Genomic DNA, 21226 nt, shown 5'->3' on the forward strand with positions numbered 1-21226 from the left:
GTCGATCAAACTTTCAGGATATTTTTGAGATGATGGCGAATCAACTTCCGATTCCGGTGATTGTTAACGGTGCTGCAGGCAAAATGGGCCGCGAAGTAATTAAGGCGATCGCCCATGCTAGTGACATGACCTTATTTGGGGCTGTAGACCGTTCTCCTGAGTGCCTCAACGCCGATGCCGGCGAATTAGCCGGATGCGGCCCGTTAGAAGTTCCCATCACTGACGACTTGCAAGGAATGCTGGTATTAGCAGCTCAGGAAAAGCAGTTAGGCGTGATGGTAGATTTTACGCACCCTTCGTCAGTTTATGAAAACGTGCGATCGGCCATAGCTTACGGCATTCGCCCGGTAGTCGGCACTACCGGCTTGAGCAGCAAGCAAATTGAAAAATTAGGTGAATTTGCTGACAAAGCCAGCATCGGCTGTTTGATCGTACCCAATTTCTCGATCGGCATGGTTTTGCTCCAACAGGCCGCTGTCACAGCTTCTCAGTATTTTGAACACGTTGAAATTATCGAGCTGCACCACAATCAAAAAGCCGACGCCCCCAGCGGCACAGCCATTCAAACTGCCCAAATGCTAGCAGAAATGGGAAAAACATTCAATCCCCCCGAGGTGGATGAAACCGAAAAATTAGCCGGAGCTCGGGGTTCTTTAGCCGATGAAGGGATTCGCATTCACAGCATCCGCTTGCCCGGTTTAATTGCCCACCAAGAGGTAATTTTTGGCGGCGCCGGTCAAGTTTATACTTTACGACACGATACGAGCGATCGCGCTTGTTATATGCCAGGAGTCTTGCTGTCTATACGCAAAGTCCTTGAATTGCGATCGCTCGTTTACGGCCTGGAAAAAATCTTGTAGCCATTAATCATTAGTCATTAGTCATTAGTCATAAGTAATGGGAATTAATCTAACTTCTAACTTTTGACTTCTCACTTCTGATTTTTGAGTTCAACATCCATCCCTTAAATCTGTTAAATCCCTTAATATAATCCGCTTCCGAACAGACAGCCGTTGCATCCCGTACATTGCTCGTTGCCGAACTTCCTATGTTAATTCCCTTAACCCGTGAAACCTTTCAAGAACTAATTCCCGCCGTCGCCACCGGAGCGCAATACAAATATATCTGGGGAAAACCGCCCGATTTTTTGAGGCGAATGTTAATCTCTGCAGTCAGCGTAGTTTTCCTCCTGGTAGTCTACAACTTCGCCGGTTCCGATGTCGGGCCGCTAGTTTTGATCACCGGATTGATAGCTGGTTTGTACTGGCTGTGGGGGCCGATTTTGTGGGCGAGTTTGCGGAATGCAGAATGCCGCAAATATCAATACTGCGGTTTTTGGCAAGGACGAGTTTTGGATATATATATTACAGATGAAGTCACCAGTCAAGAAGAAACAGTCAATCAAAAAGGACAACTCGTAATAGTTGACAACCTAGAACCGCGAATTAATTTAGAAGTCGGCGACAAAACCGGATTTACTACTACACTTCGAGCTCCCTTGCGGAAAGATCACCAAGGAATTGCCCCCGGCCAAGCTGCTTTAATGTTAATTATGTCAAATCAAGAAGATTTAGGCAAAATTGCCAAAGTTTCAGATATTTATATTCCCAGCCGTGACGTGTGGGTGAGCGACTATCCTTATCTGCGTAGGGATTTGTTTGTGGAGATGAGTCAGCAAATTAAAAAAGGCAGGAAAAACAAACGCGATCGCACTAATCAAAGCAGAGATGTAAAAAGGCGATCGCCCGCTGATTATTAATTAATAAAACAGACTCCCTAATCCACGTTCAAGATTCTATTCTGCGGTTAAAACCGCCCAGTATTAAAAAGAAGTTTTTAACGCGGATTTGGGATTAATTTCTGCTCGAAGGTCGAGTTTTCGGACGCCATAAAAATTCAGACAGCTTCATTTTTGGTTGACCTAGCCGTTTGCGCCACGCTTCCATATAAGTGTAAAATACCGGAGTAAGATACAGCGTTAAAACTTGCGAAAACATCAATCCACCGACGATCGCAATTCCCAACGGACGGCGCGATTCGGAACCGCTACCAACTCCCAGGGCGATCGGCAAAGTTCCAATTAAAGCCGCCATCGTCGTCATCATAATCGGACGGAAGCGGACGATGCAGGCTTCGTAAATGGCATCAAACGCGCTTCTGCCTTCTTGGCGCTGTTTCTCGATCGCAAAATCTACCAGCATAATACCGTTTTTCTTGACAATTCCCACCAGCAGAATAATCCCGATAAACGAATAGAGATTGAGTTCAACCTGAAAGATTACCAGCGTTAACAGTGCACCAAATCCGGCTGACGGCAAACCTGACAAAATTGTCAGCGGGTGAATGAAATCCTCGTACAAAATGCCCAGAATTAAATAAATCACCACAATAGAAACCACCAACAACCAACCTAAATCGTTAAAAGATTGGTTGAATACCTGGGCTGCACCTTGGAAACTTGTTGTCACTGACGGCGGCAAAATATCCTTTGCAACTTTCTCAATAGCTGCGGTTGCTTGACTCAGCGATGTGCCTGGAAGAGTGTCAAAGGAGATTGTAGCAGAGGGCAATCCCGTTAGGTGATTGACGGTTAGCGGCCCGACTGTTTGGGTGACATTTGCGATCGCACTTAGCGATATCATTTGTCCGGTGTTCGATCGCACGTACAGCATCGACAAAGCACTCGGATCTCGCTGATACTCAGGCTTGAGCTCTAACACAACCGTAAATTGATTGTTGGGGGTATAAATCGTCGAAACCTGTCCAGAACCGTAAGCTGCGCTGAGGGTTTTTTGCACTTGTTGGGCGCTAACTCCGACGGTTGCGGCTTTGTCGCGATCGACTTTAACTTGAAGCTGAGGCGTACTCAGTTGCAAATCGCTATCCACACCGCGCAATCCCGGTAGCGTTTTGATTTTAGCTAACAATTCCGGCACCGCTTGACGCAGCGCTTGCAAGTCTAAACTTTGCACCGTAAACTGATATTGTGAATTTGTTTGTTGACCGCCGATCGGAATCGCAGCAGGAGAGCGTAAAAAAGCTTGAATGCCGGGAATTCCGCGCAATTTAGGAGTCAGTTGTTGGATGATTTCGTCGGCACTGAGGCGGCGCTGCGATCGGGGTTTGAGCCTAATGGTAATGCGTCCGTTGTTAGCCGAGGCGTTCGGGCCGCTCGCACCTACGGTTGAGTTCAACGCTGCGATGTTGGGATTTTTCCGAATGATATCAACGACTTCTTGTTGGTGAAGCAGCATATCTTCAAACGAAATATCTTGGGCTCCTTTTGTGTTAGCCATCAGTTGTCCGGTGTCTTCAGTCGGAATAAAGCCTTTTGGAACCAGAACGAACAGATAAGCCGTAAATACCAGCAGAATTACAGAACCAATCACCGTTACGAAACGGTATTTCAAAACAGGTTTTAGCGTCCATTCATATCCTTGGAGCAGCAGCTCGAATCCCCGCTCTGAAAGGTTGTAGAAGCGGTTTTGTTTGTGTTGGTGGGACGATTTGAGAAATCGACTGCACAACATCGGCGTGAGGCTCAGAGAAACAAATCCTGACACCAAAATTGCCACAGAAATTGTCACAGCAAATTCGTGGAATAACCGACCGATCAACCCGCCCATAAACATGATGGGAATAAATACGGCGACCAATGAAAGCGTCATTGAAATAATGGTAAAACCAATTTCTTTCGACCCTTTTAATGCTGCTTCTAGCGGTGCTTCTCCCATTTCTTGGTGGCGAACAATATTTTCGAGAACCACGATCGCATCATCCACCACAAACCCTACTGAAAGCGTCAGCGCCATCAGAGACAGGTTATCTAACGAGTATCCCAACTGATACATCACCGCAAACGTACCGATAATCGCCACAGGCAAAGCTAAACTCGGGATTAGCGTCGCTGTGAGGTTCCGCAAAAATAGAAAAATTACTAAGACAACCAGACACACCGACAAAACTAAGGAGAACTTCACATCATCTACAGAAGCCCGAATTGATTGAGAGCGATCGTACATAATTCCCATTTCGATCGATTGGGGAATTTGTTGTTTGAGTGCGGGTAACATTTGCACGATCGAATCGACGATTTCTACAGTATTTCCATCGGGTTGAGGCTGCACTGCCAGCAAGATTGCAGGTTGATTTGTAACATTTTTATCGGTGTACAAATTCAAGACTTTGTTATTCTGCACGTCGTCAATCACGTTTCCTAAATCTTGCAGCCTCACTGCTGCGCCATTTTTGTAAGCAACGATCAGCGATCGATATTCGGCTGCATTATTTAATTGACCGTTTACCTGAATTAAATAGCTTTTGCGATCGCCAGACAGGCTTCCGGTTGGCAAGTTGACATTTCCTTGCGTAACTGCGGTTCTAACTTGATCTAATCCGATTCCCCTGGAGGTCAATTCTCGCGGATCGAGTTGAATTCTCACTGCATATTGTTTCTGCCCGTAAACCTGCACTTGTGCCACACCGTCGATCGCTGAGATGGGTTGTGCGATCGTCACTTCTGCGGCTTCATCCACTTCTGCAATGGGCAGGGTTTTGGAGTACAAATAAAGGTATAGAACCGGCGCAACTGAAGGGTTAACTTTGCGGTAGCTAGGCGGTTTGGGCATTCCCGATGGCAATGAACCTGCGGCGGCGGCGATCGCAGCTTGTACGTCTTTAGCAGCAGAATTCACACTGCGGCTGAAGTCGAATTGTAAGGAAATGTTTGCGCTACCAGTGGAACTGGTGGAGTTAAACGAATTGAGGCCAGCTATTTCAGTGAACTGTCTTTCTAGAGGCGCAGCAACTGAGGATGACATTGTTTCGGGGGTTGCACCGGGTAAGCTAGCAGAGACACTTACAAAGGGATATTCAACGTGAGGTAGGGCGCTAATTGGTAGCAGAAAATAACTCATTAAACCGAAGATTAGAATGCCGCTTGTGACCAGTGCGGTCATTACGGGGCGACGGATAAAAATTTCTGAAATGTTCATAAGAAGAAGGAAGTTCGGCAACGGATTATGTAACGGATGTAACGGATTAAAAAGTTTGTTGGTAGTTGAGATTTTAGTTGTAGGGTGTGTCGCCCTCGAAAATACTTAACTAAATATCCACAACTTTATTGCTACGCACCTTATCTCATTTTGACAATCATAAAATTATCGGCGTTTATCTGTGTTTATCTGCTTGACATCTGCGGTTTCTGTATCAATCAAAGACTTATGCAATCTTCTCGATATTTAGTTGGGGATTGATCGCAGGCGACGCACCCTACGAATATTTTAGAAAGGTTATTTTACCGTCCTCATTTAAATGAAAAAACTTGCCGAAACTTCACCTCATTGAGCTTTTTCCGCCACGATTCCATGTAGATGTAAAATACGGGCGTGAGATACAGTGTCAAAACTTGTGAAAACAAAAGTCCGCCGACAACGGCAATTCCTAACGGGCGGCGAGATTCCGAACCCGCACCAACTCCTAGGGCGATCGGCAATGTTCCCATTAGTGCCGCCATTGTGGTCATCATAATCGGCCGAAAGCGCACTAAGCAGGCTTGATAGATTGCTTCCGCTGGTTTTTTGCCGTCGTCGCGCTGGGCTTCGATCGCAAAATCCACCATCATAATGCCGTTTTTCTTAACAATCCCTACCAGCAAGATGATGCCGATGAATGAATAAACGTTGAGTTCAACGCCAAACAACATCAGGGTTAATAATGCGCCAAATCCCGCCGAAGGCAATCCCGACAGAATTGTAATCGGATGGATGAAATCTTCGTACAAAATACCGAGAATTAAATAGATTACCAAAATTGCCACGGCCAACAGAAACCCTAAACTCGGCAGCGAACTTTGAAATACTTGACTCGCACCCTTATAATTGGTGGCAATGCTGTCAGGAATTACCGATTTCACGATTTTGTCGATCGCACTATTTGCCGTTCCCAGCGCCACCCCAGGAGCGAGATTGTAGGAAATTGTCGCAGCATTCATCCGCCCGACGTGATTGACAATTAACGGTGCAGTTCCCGGAGTGATTTTAGCAAACGTTGCTAGCGGTACTTGTGTTTGACCGCCAGAAGCATCAGTCGAATTACTGCCCGCTGTAGCGATGTAAAGCTGCATCAAAGCATTGGGATCTTTTTGATACTTTGGTTCTAGTTCCAAAATAACTTGATACTCGTTGCTAGCACCGTAAATCGTGGAAACTTGGTAAGCACCGTAAGCATTTCTCAGGGTGTTTTCAATTTGACTGGCAGTAATTCCTAATGCTGAGGCTTTGTCGCGATCGATATCAATTTTGATTTGAGAAGTCATCTGCAAATCGCTGTTAACATCCTGAATTTCTGGCATTGCTTTCATTTTGTCAACCAGTTGCGGGACGTACTGCCGCAGCGGTAAAACGTCAGAACTTTGCAGCGCGAGTTGATACAATCCAGTGCTTTGTTGAGTGCCCAGCGGGATTGCCGGAGGATTTTGCAAGAAGACTTGAATGCCGGGAATCTCTGCTAGTTGCGATCGCAAATTCTGCACAATTTCATCGGCTCCCATCTGCCGCTGCGAGATCGGTTTCAGCCGAATAAACAAGCTTCCCGAATTTCCGGCAACTGCCGCCCCGCCGCCATTTGCACTCGCTCCTGCCCCGATATTCGAGTTAACTGCTTCCACATTTGGATCTTGGCGAATCGCGCTGACAACGGCTTGCTGGTGGCGAACTAATTCATCAAAAGAGGCATCTTGTGCAGCTTGAGTAATGCCCGTGATTTGTCCGGTATCTTGGCTGGGAATAAAGCCTTTGGGAACCGCGATAAATAGTCCAACTGTGACAAACACCATTGCGAATGACAAAATCATCGTGGTGCGGTGATATTTTAAAACTTTCTTGAGGCTCCAATCGTACAAACTCAAAAAGACCTCGAATACATACTCGGAAGCTCGATAAAGCCGGCTTTGATTGGCGTGATTTACCGGACGCAAAAAACGGCTGCACAACATCGGTGTCAAGCTCAAAGATACAAAGCCTGACACCAAAATTGAAACGGCAATCGTCACTGCAAATTCATGAAACAAGCGCCCCAACAACTCGCTCATAAATAACATCGGAATAAACACCGCCACCAAGGAAAGCGTCATCGATAAAATCGTAAAGCCGATTTCCCTAGACCCGTTTAGCGCCGCTTCTCGCGGGCTTTCTCCTTCTTCTATGTGGCGGACGATGTTTTCGAGCATGACGATCGCATCATCGACTACAAAGCCGACGGATAGCGTCAGTGCCATCATCGACAAGTTATCTAGCGAGTAGTCCAATAAGTGCATCACCCCAAAGGTTGCGATCAGCGAAACCGGCAGCGCTAAACTGGGAATGACTGTGGCAGACAGATTGCGTAAAAATAAGAAAATTACTAAGATGACTAGGGCGATCGTCAAAACGAGGGTAAACCGAACGTCGTCAACGGAATCGCGAATTGATTGGGACGCATCGTACATCACCCCAAGATCGATCGAACTCGGAATCTGAGTTTTTAAGTTGGGCAGTAATTTTTGAATCGTCTCTACAACTTCTACAGTATTTGTGCCCGGCTGTCTTTGAATCGTGAGGATAATTGCGCGATCGTTGTTATACCAACTAGCAAGTTGAGTATTTTCTACGCTGTCAACCACTCGCCCTAATTGTTCGAGATAAACAGGCTGTCCATTTTTATACGTCACAATTAAACGGCGGAATGCTGCTGCATCCTGAAGTTGTCCGTTGGTTTGCACCGTAAAGTTTTTATGGCTACCGGAAAGGCTTCCTGTGGGTAAGTTGACGTTTCCTTGTTCGATCGCAGTTTGCACTCGATCGATGCCAATTTGCCGCGTTGCTAACTGTTGCGGATCGAGTTGAATTCTAGCAGCATATTTTTGAGAACCGTAAATCTGTACTTGCGCCACACCGGCGATTGTCGAAAGCTTTTGCGCTAGATAGGTTTGTGCGTATTTATCAACCTCAGAAAGCGGAAGTGTTGGGGAAGTCAGATAAAGGTAAAGAATCGGCCCGTCGGCAGGGTTGACTTTGCTGTAGGTAGGCGGATTTGGCAAATCGTTAGGCATTTGGCCGGAGGCAGAGGAAATTGCCGATTCCACATCTTGCGCCGCATCGTCAATACTGTGGCTGAGATTGAACTGAAGCGTAATTTGAGTTTTGCCGCTGGTACTGGTTGAGGTTAGCGTATCGAGTCCAGCAATGCTGGAAAATTGCTTTTCTAGCGGGCGCGCCACCGATGCAGCCATCGTTTCCGGGCTAGCGCCGGGCCGGGAAGCGCTGACTTGAATCGTGGGATAATCGACGTTTGGCAAATCGCTAATCGGCAGTAAGCGATAACTCATCCAACCAAAAATCAGAATTGCCGCCATCACCAAGGTGGTCATAATTGGACGGCGAACAAACGGTTCTGAGAGATTCATTAGTTACCTCCGCCCTGGGGATTCTTGCGCGATTTCCATGACTGATTTCCCGATGAATTGGAATCGCTGCCAGATTTTACCGGGGATTTTTTAGCCCCTGATGTGTCTGAATTATTATTGCCTTTAGTGGTATCTGAATTATCTTTAGCATCCGCTGCGGTTTTAATGCGAATCTTGCTACCATCAACCAGATTTGCTTGTCCGTCGGTGACAACTTCATCACCCGCATCCAGACCTTTTTGGATGACAGTTAAGCCGTTGATTGTATTGCTGACAACTACAGGCACATTTTCCACGGTATCGTCTTCTTGAGCGACAAATACGAATTGTCCGTTCGGCCCTGTCTGTACTGCTTGTGAGGGAACAACAATCGCATTTGGTTGTTGACTTAATGTTAGAGTTGTGCTAACAAATTGACCCGGGAAAAGTTTCCCATCTGCGTTATTAAAGTCGCCAATCAGTTGAATTGAGCCAGTGGCATTGTCAACCGTATTGTTCACAAATGACAAGGTTCCCGATATCGGACGGTTGTTTCCGGCAAAGGTGACATCAACTTTAAGTTTGCCGTTGTCCGCGTATTTTTGGATTTGTGGCAGGTTTGATTCAGGAACCGAAAAGGCAACTTGAATTGGATTAATTGTGGAGATTGTCACCAAGGGTTTGTCGGTGCTTGCTGGCACCACATTGCCTTCTGTCACCAGAATATTTCCGGCACGCCCGTCGATCGGCGCATAGACCTTGGTATAGGATGATTGCACCTGAGCATTTTTCAAGGCACCCCCGTCTGCACTCAACCCAGCTTGAGAACCCTCGATCGCAGCCCGATCGCCCTCCACGACAGCCCGAGCATTCTCAATCCCCACTAAATCGCTTTTCACCGCCGTCTCAGCATTCTCAATCCCCACTAGATCGCTTTTCACCGCCGTCTCAGCATTGGCGATCGCCACTTCATCACTTTTGACGGCTGCCTCAGCATTGGCAATCCCGATGCGATCGCTCTTCACCGCCGTCTCAGCATTGGCGATCGCTTGCTTGTCAAGATCGACCGTTGCCTCCGCGGCTCGGCTGCTGGTAGCGTATTGTTGGGCTTGGTCTTGACTGATTACTCCTTGTTGGTAGAGGGCTGCGTACCGTTGACTTTGTGCTTCGGCATATTGGGCTTGAGCTCGATCCTTGGTCAAGGTGGCGATCGCTTGTTTAACTGCACCTTGGTCTTTTTCCAGAGTCATTCTGGCTTGTTCGACGACTCCTTTGTCTTTAGCAAGAGTCATTCTGGCTTGCTGGACAATTCCTTGGTCTTTAGCAAGGGTGGCTTTGGCTTGCTCGACAATTCCTCGGTCTTTGTCCAGGGTCGCTCTGGCTTGTTCGACAACTCCTCGGTCTTTAGAAAGGTTGGCTGTGGCTTGTTGCACCTGTGCTTGGCTTTTTGCTACGATTCCTTGAGCTTGCTGGATCGAGGCAGTTTGAGAGCGATCGTCGATCGAAAACAGCAGTTGTCCTTTCTTAACTTCTTGTCCTTTCTTGAAATAAACCCCTGTAATCCGCCCGCTAGCTTGTGCTGTCACCGAGACAGTAGAACTCGATTGCACGTTGCCGATCGCTTGCAACTGTATCGGAACCGTTTTTTTCGTCACTGTTGCCACTGTCACCGGAGTCACTTGGAGTCTACCGCTACGGCTCGGTTTTTCCGCTTTAGGAGCAGTCGATCGCACCCAAACCAAAAATCCCAACCCACCCACCAGCAGCAACCCCAGCAGAAACAGCGCAATCCGCCCTTTCGCCAGCACCTTTTCCGTCGGTGGTTTGGCTGCAACACTTTCCGCCGGTTCGCTCTCCGGCAATGTTGGAGCTTCCTGAAAAACTTCGCGGAGAGCGTCTTTCGGAGTTTCACTAACAATTTCTACGTTGTGCGTCGGTTGCTCGTTCAGCTTCAGATTTTCGTCAGAAACTTTAGGGCGAGTGCCATTCCGACTTTCACTAATAATTTCCTCGATCATCACAAACCTCTTTTGTAACTAACATCTTGCACTATTCTCAAAAACAGGCAATATGCCTGTTCTACAGGAGATAAATTTTCTCGCTTTACAGGCATCTTGCCTGTTCGTAAAAGGCTTATTGACAATGGTGCAAAAGGTGAGCAACATCTCAGTTGTAACTAACATTTTGTATCATTTATCATTCTCAAGAACAGGCATCTTGCCTGTTCCACAACAGATCAATTTTCTTGTGGAGTAGGCCGGAGAACCCGCGCAAGTCCTGTATCAGTTACGCACTGCAAATTGCCCGATCGGAACGTTATTGCGAACTTGTTTGAGACTGCTTTTGCCCCCGAGGATAAGCAGTCTTGAGAATGTCTTTAATTTTTGTCTTTTGTTCGGCGGTGAGATTTAGCTCGGACAAAGCTTTCCGCATTTTTTCACCTCCCTTGACTTTAGTTTCTAACTGTTGTACCTGCTCGGGCGTCAACACCGCTTCGACTTGTTTGCGAAGTTCCTCGCGTTTCTGTGCGCGTTCTGCATCCGTTGCTTTCGGTTGCGCTGAACTTGGAGTTGCAGTCGCCGCGACAGGTTGAGCAGTTTGAGTGGAAGCAGAATCCGCCTTCGCTTGGTCGGAACTTACTGGATTGGCCGCCGTCGTGTCAGGTTGGGTAGCTTCGGAGGCATTGGATTGCGTACAACCAGACAAACCGCCTACCAAAAGTGCACCGACGAGGAGAAATGCTGGTACGATCGTTGTTCTTTTCATGATTTACTGCCTCTAATTAACCTTCACCACCAAATCTTATAGGCTAAAATCAGCCAGCGCATGACCCAAGATTCCTAACTTGACCAGTCAAAAAGCACTTAGCGGTTGTGACTTTTTTCCTAGTCCCAAATGCCAAAATCAGCCGAAAAGGCTCTAGCGCGATCGTTGGCAGATTCGCTAAGCTGCTATACATAACTTGTCTGTTATGGCAAAAGGGGAGCGCGGGAAGAGCGGGAGAGTGGGAGAGTGGGAGAGTGGGAGAATTGCTCAATGACCAATTCCCTCAACATTCATCCGTTAAATCCCGATTCACTGCGCGTTGCCGAACTTCCTTCCCAACATAAGGGGGTAACGTGTTTTTTGACTCCAAGATACCTTCTACAATTAGGTCAGCGACCTTGCTTGAATCGCTCCAGCTTTTGATGGGGAAAAGTTCTATGATTCGCTTGACCTATCCGTCCTTTCGTTTGTTGCTTTATTTGGAGTGGCTGCTGCTGGCGACGGCAGCCTTGATGGAAGTGCTGCATCCGTTTCAGTCGCTCTGGTCGCTGCTGTTACGGGTTGGCGCGATCGCACTTTTCGGCGCGCTCGGGTTGCGTTTGCCAACAGTTCGGTTAGGTAGAAAAGTTTTATTTACAGCCCTAGAATTTGGCTTGATTTTGCTGCCAATTGTCCGCGAAGGGTTATCGAGCCGATCGAGCTTTTTGCTTTTTCTCGTGCTGCTGATGCGTAGTTGTCTGATCTTCCGCCAGCCGGGGCAGGTGACAGTCTTGGGTTTAGCCCTGCTGTCCTATAGCTCGCTACTGTTATTAAAACCTATTTTACCTGAAAAAGTCATTGCAACTGTTTGGGAATGGCGATTTAGCAATGTGTTATTATTTGGTTTGACATTAGTGTTTGCTTTATTGTTAATTAATGCGTTGATTGCGGAACGCCAAAGCCGAGAGCAATTAGAAATCGCTCACGATAAATTAGCTATAACTCACGAACAACTCCGCCACTATGCGCTGCGAATTGAAGACCAGGCAACTTTGCAGGAACGCAATCGGATTGCCCGCGAAATCCATGACGGACTCGGACACACCCTCGCGGCTCAAACAATTCAGCTCAATAATGCCCTATTGTTCTGGAAATCGGAGGATGAGAAAGCGCTGGAGTTTCTGAAACAGGCGAAACAACTCGGATCGGAAGCTTTGTTAGAAATTCGCAAATCTGTTTCGGTGTTGCGATCGAATCCTTTGCAAGGATTGTCGCTCGAAAGTGCGGTCGACAAACTTCTCCAAGACTTTCAGCGCATGACTGCGATCGAAGTTTCCAACTCGATTCGCTTACCAGTTCTGCTATCTCAGGAAATCAATACAACACTTTACAGAATTGTGCAAGAATCGCTCACAAATATTCACAAACACGCTGATGCAACGATGGTGACAGTTGGGTTGCAGCAACACGCAGGACAGATTTATTTGTCGATTGCTGACAACGGCAAAGGCTTCGACCCTGCACAAAATACCACTGGATTCGGACTCCAGGGAATGCGCGAACGAGTTGCCGCGGCGGGCGGTCAATTTGCGATTTACAGCAAGTCTGAAAACGGTTGCCGGATTTCGGTTTCTTTGCCCTCTCAAAACATATAGGAATCAGCGGTTGAAACCGCGTCTATACAAACTTTTGTCCCTCTCGCTTGAGACTGAAGAAATGATAATGCAGTGCCGTTTGCCCGACGCTAATTGATGCGAGGATTGTTATATGATTCGGATTTTGCTAGTGGACGATCGGCATATTATTCGCCGGGGAATCAAGAGTATCCTGGAATGCTATTCTGATATGCAGGTAATTGGTGAAGCTGAAAACGGACAGGAGGCGATCGCACAAATTCCCATCCTACAGCCGGACATTGTGCTGATGGATATTCGGATGCCCGTGATGGATGGCGTAGCAGCAACCGGGGCGATCGCCGAATCTTATCCCGATACAAAAGTGCTGGTTTTAACCACCTTTGATGACGATGAATATGTCAGCCAAGCAATGCGGCTGGGTGCAAAAGGCTACCTGCTCAAAGATACCGAACCCGACGAACTTGCGTTAGCCATTCGCGCTGTTTATAAAGGACACACGCAACTCGGCCCCGGATTGTTTGAGAAAGCCCTGATGACTCCTGCTGCAACTAATCCGACGGTTGTTTCTCCACCAGAATTAGAGCAACTCACGCCCAGAGAATTAGAAGTGTTGCGTTTAATAGCTTCGGGCGCGAACAACCGAGAGATTGCTCAAACATTATTTTTGTCCGAAAACACGGTAAAGAACTATGTAACGAATATTTTGAGTAGGTTGAATTTGCGCGATCGAACTCAAGCGGCGCTGTTGGCTCATTCACTCTTCAATTAAGGACTTATCGATGCCTGAAAGTGGCAATCCAAGCCTTGCTCAGAGACAGATTCAGCCACTTTCTTACCGCCCGATTTTTTACACCCACCCATCCGCGCCAGCAGCACACAAAATCATCAACTGTTCCCCTCTTGGCCGTAAGCCTGCCAAGCCAAATCCACCAGCCCGTTAACAATAGCCACAGCTACCACCGCAGAGCCCTTGCGGCCCTCAATCCGAATGTGAGGAATCATCGAATCGTGCAGCCGCGACTTCGCCACGTCCACCCCCACAAACCCAGAAGGCGTCCCAATCACCAAAGCCGGCCGAATTTCCTCAGATTCAATCAAATCCACGATCGCCGACAAAGCAGTTTGAGCCTGGCCCACCACAAAAATCCCTTCAGGATAGCGTCTTGCCAAAGTTTCAATCCCCCAAGCCGCCCGCGTCCTTTCCTTTTGGGGGCGTGTCAAAGCCTCCATCGAACAGTAAACCGGATTCGCAAAGGTACTTTGGATCAGGGGCGTAATGCCCACCTGCACCATCGGCACATCTACCACGATCGTAGTCCGAGCAGCCAAAGCCGCCGCCCCAGCCTGCAAAGCCTGATCGGAAAAACTAATTAAAGACTTGTACTCAAAATCAGCAGTCGCATAAATCACGCGGCGGACTATTTCGTACTCCGCCGCTGAAAAACCGTGGTCGCCAATTTCGTTATCGATTAATCCCAGACTCTGGGCATCGCTTACGTGCCATTCCATTTGTTGGATAGCTGTCGCCTCTGAGTTGTCAGGTATCAGCTTACCAGCTTTTAGTCATTTGTTGACTGTTGACTGTTGACTGTTGACTGTTGACTGATGACTGATAACTTGTTGACTGGCAACTGCCAACTGACAACTGACAACTAAGTTTCCGACGACGAAGAAGATTTGCCCAACACCGGAGTCAGGAATGCCACCAAAACTCCGATCGCAAAACCCGCCACATTCCGAACCACAGGCAACCAGTCAGAAGTCCGAGTCACCACCGGCCCAAGTCCGAAAGCGAAAAACAGAATTCCCCACAGCGGCGAAAAAATCAGCGCCCACTGCCAAGCCACAACCTGTCCCGGCTTCCGAGGTTGAGCCGCAAAGCCGCAGATGACGCCGCCAACCACCGACGTAATTAACGTCAGAACCCACTGTTCCCTCGGCAAACCGGGAACCACGCGGCATCCGCCCTGACGCAAACAGCCTTCTATCGACTCCAAAGATTCAATAATCGCTCGATCTTCGCCATTGTCCCGCACAAAAAATTGATTACCGTAGCGGGTTTGCAGTTCCACCCAAAAAGTTCGCGGCAGCAGCGGATACAGCGAGTCGCCGACATTAAAATTGAGCAAATTGCCCCCTCGGGGGTCAGCAACTAGCAACACACTCTTGTCATCTAGCCCCCAATAACTTTTGACAGCCAAACCGGGCGTGCGATCGTACTGAGTCAGCACTCGCAGTTTCCAACCGGTTTCGGCTTCAAATGCCTTTAAATTTTTTACCAAATTTTGTTCTTCAATATCCGTAAGGGCTTTAGCTAAGTCAATGATCGGCGTCTGAGTTGAAGGCAACAAATCGGGATTATTGAAAGCGTGGGCCGCAGGTGCGATCGTCCACACCGACAAAGCCAGAAAAAATGCAGCAACAGAGGCTAGAAATTTTCGCGGGAAAAGCTGTGACATAGGAACTTATAATCCGGGTCTTAATTGTGAATGCTAGCTGGCTGTCTTAACCAGAGGATAAGAGAAAACTCATATTTCTTTACAATTATTTACTTTACAGGAAGCCGAGACCAAGGGGAAGAGTTCGAGCAAGGAAAGTTTGGAATCCCTCTCCCTTCTCCCCTCTTGCCTCTTGCCTCTTCCCTCTTCCTTCAGACTACAATTGAGATTTTGCCCCAACCCCCTCACAAAGACCCCGATCGCGATCGCTCACATTAGGATTAGTTCTCAGATAATCTCCCACCCAGTCACAGCCCCTCACCAGCAAATCGTCAAGATCCAAATTCCATAAAATCACCCGATTATCCCGGCCTGCAGAAGCAAGAACCTTCCCATCCGGGCTAAAACTCACGCTCATCACACTATCCTTGTGACCAGTCAAAGTTTTCAGCAAAGTCCCGCTGCGGCTCCACAACTTCACCTTATGATCGTAACTGCCCGAAGCAACCAACAAACCATCCGGGCTAAAACCCACGCTAGTCACGCTGTCGCTAGAACCCTTCAGCAGCGTCGCCACCAAAGTCCCATCTACCTTCCACAGTTTCACGGAATTGTCGTAACCAGCCGAAGCCAGCATTTTGCCATCAGGGCTAAAAGCCACCCCCAACACAAAACTGTTGTGAGCTCCTTCAAAAGTTCTCAGCAAACGACCATCCCGATTCCACAGTTTGAGAGTACCGTCATCGCTTGCAGAAGCCAGCATCGAGCCGTCGGGACTGAAAGTCACTCCAGTCACCCAGCCTGTGTGTCCCGTTAAAGTTTTAATCAGCCTGCCGTTTCTAGTCCAGAGTTTCACAGTCTTATCCTTACTCGCCGAAGCCAGAACCTCGCTGTCGGGGCTAAAACTCACGCTCATCACGCTGTCGGCGTGGCCGTCGAGAGTGAACAGCACAGAAGGCGAACACGGGAATAGCGGAGCCGAAGGACAAGGGAGAATATTATTCATGCCATCTTCTGTCAAACTCCAGACTTTCACCGTTTTGTCGTAACTCCCAGAAGCAAGTAGCTGGCCGTCGGGGCTGAAACTGACGCTGGCGACTCTCTGAGTGTGTCCTTCCAAGGTTTCTAGCAAAACTCCCGTGCGGCTCCAGAGTTTGATAGTGTTGTCCGTAGAAGCAGAAGCCAGCCTTTGGCCGTTGGGGCTGAAAGTAACGCTTTGCACCCGGTTTTGGTGTCCGTCGAGGGTTTTGAGCGGCACGTCATCGAGTCGCCACAGCCTGATAGTTTTGTCAAAACTCGCCGAAGCCAAGGTTTTGCCTTCCGGGCTAAAACTCACCTGAGTAACTCGATCGGCGTGTCCCTCAAAAGTTCTCAGTAAGCGACTCTCTGGTTTAATGTTGCTAGCATCGGTTGGGCGTTTGTCGCCAACACCAGCAAGACTCCAGAGTTTGACAGTCCCGTCTGCACTTCCTGAAGCAAGTGTTTGACCGTCGGGGGAGAAACTGACACCAAATACCCACTTGGTGTGTCCCCGCAAAGTTGTTAGCAGTTCACCTTTTTTTGCTTGTGTTGAATTTTCTGTTGGTGGGTGTTTGAGTGCAGCGATGCTCCAGATTTTCACCGTTTTATCTTCACCCGCACTGGCGATCGTTTCACCATCGGGGGAGAAACTGACGGTGTAAATTTTCGAGGGTTGTCTGTTTTCGCTGTGCCATAAATTAGCGATTAACCTGCCGTCAGAACTCCACAGTTTCACACTACCGTCATCGCTAGCCACAGCGATTATTTTGCCGTCGCGGCTGAAGCTTAGCCAATTTACGGGAGCAAATTGTTCGATCGTTCTCAGCAGCGTGCCGTCGGTTTTCCAAAGTTTGATAGTTTTATCTGTAGAGCCACTAGCGATCGTTTGACCGTCAGAACTAAAAGCAACGCTGGTAACGCTATTAGTATGCCCTTTGAAAGTTGCCAGCAAACTGCCGTCAGTTTGCCAAATTTTGACAGTTTTATCTAAACTTGCCGAGGCTATGGTTTTGTTGTCGGGACTGAACGCCACACAGGAGACACTGTTAGTATGGCCTTTGAAAGTTGCCAACAAACTGCCGTCGCGCCGCCAAAGTTTGACGGTTTTATCTACACTGGAAGAAGCTATTGTTTCGCCGTCTGGACTGAAGCTAAGACCCCAAACTACATCGCCATGTCCTTCCAAGCGGTTGCGTTCTTTGACTCCATAAACTGCCTGCTGGAGGGCAGCAGAAATCAGAATTTCGGTGTCCTTGAGAGTATACATTTGTTGGGAGTGTTCGATCTGTTTCCACTTTTTGCCAGCTCTCAAACTTTCCATCATGGCGTCAAATTTGTTGTTTGAGAAATAAAGTGCTTCAGAAGCTGCTGTCAGGGTACTGATTTCGGCTCGCTGAGTTTGAGCGACAGCTAGCTGTTTTTGACCAACGGCCCGCCACCAAAAATTTACGGCGGCGATGGTGGAACTGGTTAGCAGCATGACGCCGATCACTGCTACTCCCAGCAGTTGTTTGAGAAAAGTATTGGCTCGGTAGAGCTGTGCTTGACTCATTTTTTTGTCTGCTTCTGCTTTGTGCAGTCTGGCTTCTAAGCCGAATCTTTGGCGGATCGGTCGCACTAAATAGTCGTGTACCAATTGATAGCGGTCTTCGGGCGCTTCCCGTAGCAGAAATAGCAAACCGTGACCAACTAAAATGTCTAAAATTAAGTCGAGGTTGTCGGTTTTATTTTGTCGATTTTCAGGGTCTTTTGCGAACTGTCGCTGTAAGGACAGTCGGTTTCTGCCGATCGCCGATAATTCGGTTTCCCGGGCCTCGGCTGGCTGCGGACCTGTCACTAACGAGAGTTCGTGTTTCGTTTTTATCAGGCGAACGCCTCTTTCATCTGTCAGGGAAAACAAGATTTTCCACGCTGCATCTTCGTTAACCAGACCGCAGTCAGAGATGACTCTTTCGAGCGATCTTTTCACTAATTCCGCTTTGGGATTGTCCCCCAATTGCTGGTATTGTGCTAGACTGGTAATACCTTCTTCTTGCAGTTGCGCTCCTACTACCTGCAATTCGATTGGTCGCACTTCTTGCAGTTCGTCTGCTAAATCTTCTACGAAGGCATCGATCAGTGCCGGCTCTAAATAAAATTCCGCCCGTTCTGTTAAGTGTCCGATGACAGCCCGCGCGTCTTTGATAGAAAAACTCCGCAGTTGGTAACGGATGCTTTTGTCGAGAATATTATTGTTAATAGCGTCAAGATTTGGGAAGCGATCGCAATCTAGTAAGTAGTGCAAATAATCTTCGCGCAAGCACAGAATTATCTTGACATAAGGCAAATTCAAGAACAACCGCAAAAAATTATAAAAAAGTTGTCTTTGTGCCACTGAAGTCGAAACAAAGAAAAACTCTTCAAATTGATCGAAAATCAGCACTGTCAATAAATTATTTCTGGCATTTTCGCGCAACTGCTCTATAATAAAAGAAGAGACTTCCGAGCTGCGAGCAGGAATAACCGAGCAACTTTTTTGGTGGATTTCCTGTAGTCCTTTCGAGATTAATTTACTTTCCTCTTCGGCTTGTTTGTCGTACAGTGCGCTGTTCAAAGCATTTTCTAACTCCACCAGCCAGTCCGTGTAAACTTTGACTACTACGGGCAATGTATCGCGCGCGCCCGGAGTAATATTTTTCAAAGCTGGTACTAAGCCGGCATTGACTAGAGAACTTTTCCCGACTCCGCTGGGCCCATGAATAATAGTTAATTTATGGTCGTCCCTGCTAATTCTTTCTAGCAAGCTATTGATATCTGTTTGGCGCGAGTAAGCTGTCATTTCCGCTGCGATGGCAGCTTGGTTTTGAGCTGAGGGACCCGAAGGATTAACAGCTTGGCGCTGCTGCTGCAATTGGCTGGCTCCGATAAAAGCTCTAAATCCGTATTGATATTCGATCGACCGCTGGGTTTTTTTAATCCGAAACGCTTTCAGATACTCTCCCTGCTCGAAATAAACCGCTTGCAGTTCTGTCAAAATATCGATGTAAAGTCGGGGGTCGTACTTCGGCTCGCTTTGAGATTGAGCCAACTCCAAAGAATGAACGGCCGCTTCCCACTGCCCTAGCTGTCGCAAACTTCTGGCTAAAAGTAAAAGATACGAACTCCTGTCGGATTTAGGATGTTGGATTTTAGATTTGGGTTCGTTACTTAACTCGTTAGGACCCACAATTTCTGGATAATTTCCCTCAAACCCCAATCTCAAATCTTCAATCAGCAATCTCAAATCATTAGGCGTTTGATCCAAAATCGCCAAAGCCAACTCCGCTAGCTGGCGGGCTTGACTCCACCTCGACTGTTGCAGGGCAACTTCTGCCAAAAAGCCGTAATCTTGAGCTAGTTGACTGGGAGTACCGTAAGTGAAGTGCAACTGCAAAGAATTTTCAGCTAATGCTTGCAACTCTCCCCACGCTTTCAGGCGCTGCAGCACTTCTCCGAGGTGTGCTGTCACCTCAGCTACCAATTCGGGGCGTGAGGCAAGGGAGAAAGCGTTTCTAGATTGTTCCAGGCTAATCCAAGCTTGTTCCCAGTGTTGGCGGTTGGCTACCGGATTTCTGGCTGCTTGCAAGCGGTGACACAGGGCTATGTGAAATAGCACTATCCCTTCTCTCTCTAAAAATAGGATGTTGGGGACAGGATTGGACAATGAGCAGGAGAGGGTTTCTGGGTTTTCGGAATTTTCCCAGTTTGCGAGTTCCCAATTGCCAGTTTGATGCTGCCAAAATACTAAGCTTTCTTGGTAGTGAATTAAGGCAGTTTCGGTTTGGTCGCTGACATAGTAATCTCGACCGAGAACGAATTGCAGGCTGGCTTTGAGGGCGGGTTCTAATTCTTCACCGCGATTTTGTAAATCTCTTAAAGCTAATTCTAGTTCTCGGCGTGGCAAAGAGCCGATCGCCAAATCGAAGGTATTGCCCGGACTCAATGGCGAATACGAGCGGACATCTGATTGTCGTCGGTTTTGGGGTGCTGAGTTAAAAGTTAGAAAGCGTTCTCCAGAGCTGATTTCGCGCTCAATACCGCGTTTTTCGCACGGGGTTTCGCAGCTCTCACAATTAGCTATGCTGCTGACGTTGCTGCTGGCGAGTTCTTGATTGAGTTCGCCTATTTTAAATATAGTATCGGCCCGCTTAGCGAGGAAATTAATTAATTCGTCAACGCCCATTTCAAATTTAATTGTGGCGGCGGCCCAACTTTTGAAATCCGGGGCCAGACGAATCATTTTGGTCACGATGTCATCTGTTACCCACAAAATCACTGGGCAGGAAAAATTTTTGCGAAATTCGTCTCGCACTTGATTGGTAGAAGCCATCAGTTCGTCGATCGCTACTACTGTTTCTAAACCGAATACCATCAAAGCTGAGGCTGTACTGACAGGCGAGTACCCCTCTTGGAAAGTGCTTGCCTGCAGAGTAGTGTAAAGGGTTTTGACTGAAGCTGGCAGGACGAGATCTTGAATTGGAACTGGGGACACTTCTCGCAGCCGCTGCGCTATTTGCTGCCGCAACTGCTCGTAGTTGCAACGCACCAAAATTAGCGAGAATTGGTGTTGAGACATTGTGATGGACCTGACCAGAGTTTTGAGCGAGCGCTCGTTGTAGTTGGCAGTTTCTTGTACCTTAATTAGATCGGTCATGCGTGCACCTCTTTTGCATTAATCAATTACCTAACGCTCGCCAATCGTGACTGAAAGCGTATCTACTTAGACGTGACCGTCTCTGTCTGACGCTTTATCTCTGTATAAATACGTAGTTTTCCGTACTTGTCTTATCAATACTTACATAGTTATTAGAGCCAATGTAAAGATATCATACCGCTCAATCTCAGAGAATGCTAGACTTCCCAATAAAAATTTAAGGTCACCATTAGATTTTTTGATTCAGCTACATATAAAGGACTACAGATCGTAAATAAGCAACTGCTAAGTT

The 21226-nt window shown here is 47.6% G+C and carries 11 protein-coding genes; 4 read left to right on the forward strand and 7 right to left on the reverse strand.

All coding sequences use genetic code 11. The annotated features are described in order from the left end of the window. Window positions 1–32: 32 nt before the first annotated feature. Together dapB and QUA33_RS19545 are read left to right on the forward strand one after the other, a co-directional pair. On the forward strand, window positions 33–860 hold the full coding sequence (gene dapB / locus QUA33_RS19540) for a 4-hydroxy-tetrahydrodipicolinate reductase (RefSeq protein WP_333150437.1): 828 nt from the start codon (window positions 33–35) through the stop codon (window positions 858–860). A gap of 188 nt (window positions 861–1048) precedes the next feature. Continuing rightward, the gene (locus QUA33_RS19545; protein ID WP_333150410.1) at window positions 1049–1759 is read left to right on the forward strand and encodes a phosphate ABC transporter permease; all 711 of its coding nucleotides are present in this window, start codon (window positions 1049–1051) and stop codon (window positions 1757–1759) included. Between the two features lie 94 nt (window positions 1760–1853). Here QUA33_RS19545 and QUA33_RS19550 read toward each other — a convergent pair whose 3' ends face one another. The 4 genes from QUA33_RS19550 to QUA33_RS19565 all read right to left on the reverse strand — a co-directional run bounded on the left by QUA33_RS19550 (window position 1854) and on the right by QUA33_RS19565 (window position 11188). Further along, complete coding sequence (locus QUA33_RS19550) at window positions 1854–4994, reverse strand: efflux RND transporter permease subunit (protein ID WP_333150412.1); 3141 nt, start codon at window positions 4992–4994, stop codon at window positions 1854–1856. 311 nt (window positions 4995–5305) lie between these two features. Continuing rightward, on the reverse strand, window positions 5306–8443 hold the full coding sequence (locus QUA33_RS19555) for an efflux RND transporter permease subunit (RefSeq protein WP_333150414.1): 3138 nt from the start codon (window positions 8441–8443) through the stop codon (window positions 5306–5308). After that, the gene (locus QUA33_RS19560) at window positions 8443–10440 is read right to left on the reverse strand and encodes an efflux RND transporter periplasmic adaptor subunit (protein ID WP_333150416.1); all 1998 of its coding nucleotides are present in this window, start codon (window positions 10438–10440) and stop codon (window positions 8443–8445) included. The genes QUA33_RS19555 and QUA33_RS19560 overlap by 1 nt, the downstream gene beginning before the upstream one ends. Window positions 10441–10738: 298 nt before the next feature. Further along, entirely contained in the window at window positions 10739–11188 is a 450-nt protein-coding gene (locus QUA33_RS19565) for a hypothetical protein (protein ID WP_333150418.1), read from the reverse strand. Window positions 11189–11625: 437 nt separating this feature from the next. On the opposite strand from QUA33_RS19565, the gene QUA33_RS19570 reads away from it, so the two are divergent. Together QUA33_RS19570 and QUA33_RS19575 are read left to right on the forward strand one after the other, a co-directional pair. After that, window positions 11626–12822, forward strand: coding sequence for a sensor histidine kinase (locus QUA33_RS19570; protein ID WP_333150419.1), 1197 nt, complete (start codon window positions 11626–11628; stop codon window positions 12820–12822). A 112-nt stretch (window positions 12823–12934) separates the two neighbouring features. Continuing rightward, window positions 12935–13573 carry a response regulator transcription factor gene (locus QUA33_RS19575; protein WP_333150421.1) on the forward strand — a complete coding sequence of 213 codons (639 nt, stop codon included), beginning with the start codon at window positions 12935–12937 and terminating at the stop codon, window positions 13571–13573. A 116-nt stretch (window positions 13574–13689) separates the two neighbouring features. Here the strand turns inward: QUA33_RS19575 and QUA33_RS19580 are convergent, their stop codons facing one another. The 3 genes from QUA33_RS19580 to QUA33_RS19590 all read right to left on the reverse strand — a co-directional run bounded on the left by QUA33_RS19580 (window position 13690) and on the right by QUA33_RS19590 (window position 20934). Then, window positions 13690–14313 carry a precorrin-8X methylmutase gene (locus tag QUA33_RS19580; RefSeq protein WP_015179019.1) on the reverse strand — a complete coding sequence of 208 codons (624 nt, stop codon included), beginning with the start codon at window positions 14311–14313 and terminating at the stop codon, window positions 13690–13692. A 143-nt stretch (window positions 14314–14456) separates the two neighbouring features. After that, window positions 14457–15263 carry a TPM domain-containing protein gene (locus QUA33_RS19585; RefSeq protein ID WP_333150423.1) on the reverse strand — a complete coding sequence of 269 codons (807 nt, stop codon included), beginning with the start codon at window positions 15261–15263 and terminating at the stop codon, window positions 14457–14459. Window positions 15264–15459: 196 nt separating this feature from the next. Next, the gene (locus tag QUA33_RS19590; protein ID WP_333150425.1) at window positions 15460–20934 is read right to left on the reverse strand and encodes a WD40 domain-containing protein; all 5475 of its coding nucleotides are present in this window, start codon (window positions 20932–20934) and stop codon (window positions 15460–15462) included. Window positions 20935–21226: the final 292 nt, after the last annotated feature.

The organism is Microcoleus sp. Pol14D4 (assembly GCF_036701245.1).
Classification (GTDB): Bacteria; Cyanobacteriota; Cyanobacteriia; order Cyanobacteriales; family Microcoleaceae; genus Microcoleus.

Excerpts from the sequence above, each read along its gene's own strand:
- dapB (WP_333150437.1), top strand. The coding sequence starts at position 33 with ATGGCGAATCAACTTCCGATTCCGGTGATTGTTAACGGTGCTGCAGGC.
- QUA33_RS19545 (WP_333150410.1), top strand. The coding sequence starts at position 1,049 with ATGTTAATTCCCTTAACCCGTGAAACCTTTCAAGAACTAATTCCCGCC.
- QUA33_RS19550 (WP_333150412.1), bottom strand. The coding sequence starts at position 4,994 with ATGAACATTTCAGAAATTTTTATCCGTCGCCCCGTAATGACCGCACTG.
- QUA33_RS19555 (WP_333150414.1), bottom strand. The coding sequence starts at position 8,443 with ATGAATCTCTCAGAACCGTTTGTTCGCCGTCCAATTATGACCACCTTG.
- QUA33_RS19560 (WP_333150416.1), bottom strand. The coding sequence starts at position 10,440 with ATGATCGAGGAAATTATTAGTGAAAGTCGGAATGGCACTCGCCCTAAA.
- QUA33_RS19565 (WP_333150418.1), bottom strand. The coding sequence starts at position 11,188 with ATGAAAAGAACAACGATCGTACCAGCATTTCTCCTCGTCGGTGCACTT.
- QUA33_RS19570 (WP_333150419.1), top strand. The coding sequence starts at position 11,626 with ATGATTCGCTTGACCTATCCGTCCTTTCGTTTGTTGCTTTATTTGGAG.
- QUA33_RS19575 (WP_333150421.1), top strand. The coding sequence starts at position 12,935 with ATGATTCGGATTTTGCTAGTGGACGATCGGCATATTATTCGCCGGGGA.
- QUA33_RS19580 (WP_015179019.1), bottom strand. The coding sequence starts at position 14,313 with ATGGAATGGCACGTAAGCGATGCCCAGAGTCTGGGATTAATCGATAAC.
- QUA33_RS19585 (WP_333150423.1), bottom strand. The coding sequence starts at position 15,263 with ATGTCACAGCTTTTCCCGCGAAAATTTCTAGCCTCTGTTGCTGCATTT.
- QUA33_RS19590 (WP_333150425.1), bottom strand. The coding sequence starts at position 20,934 with ATGACCGATCTAATTAAGGTACAAGAAACTGCCAACTACAACGAGCGC.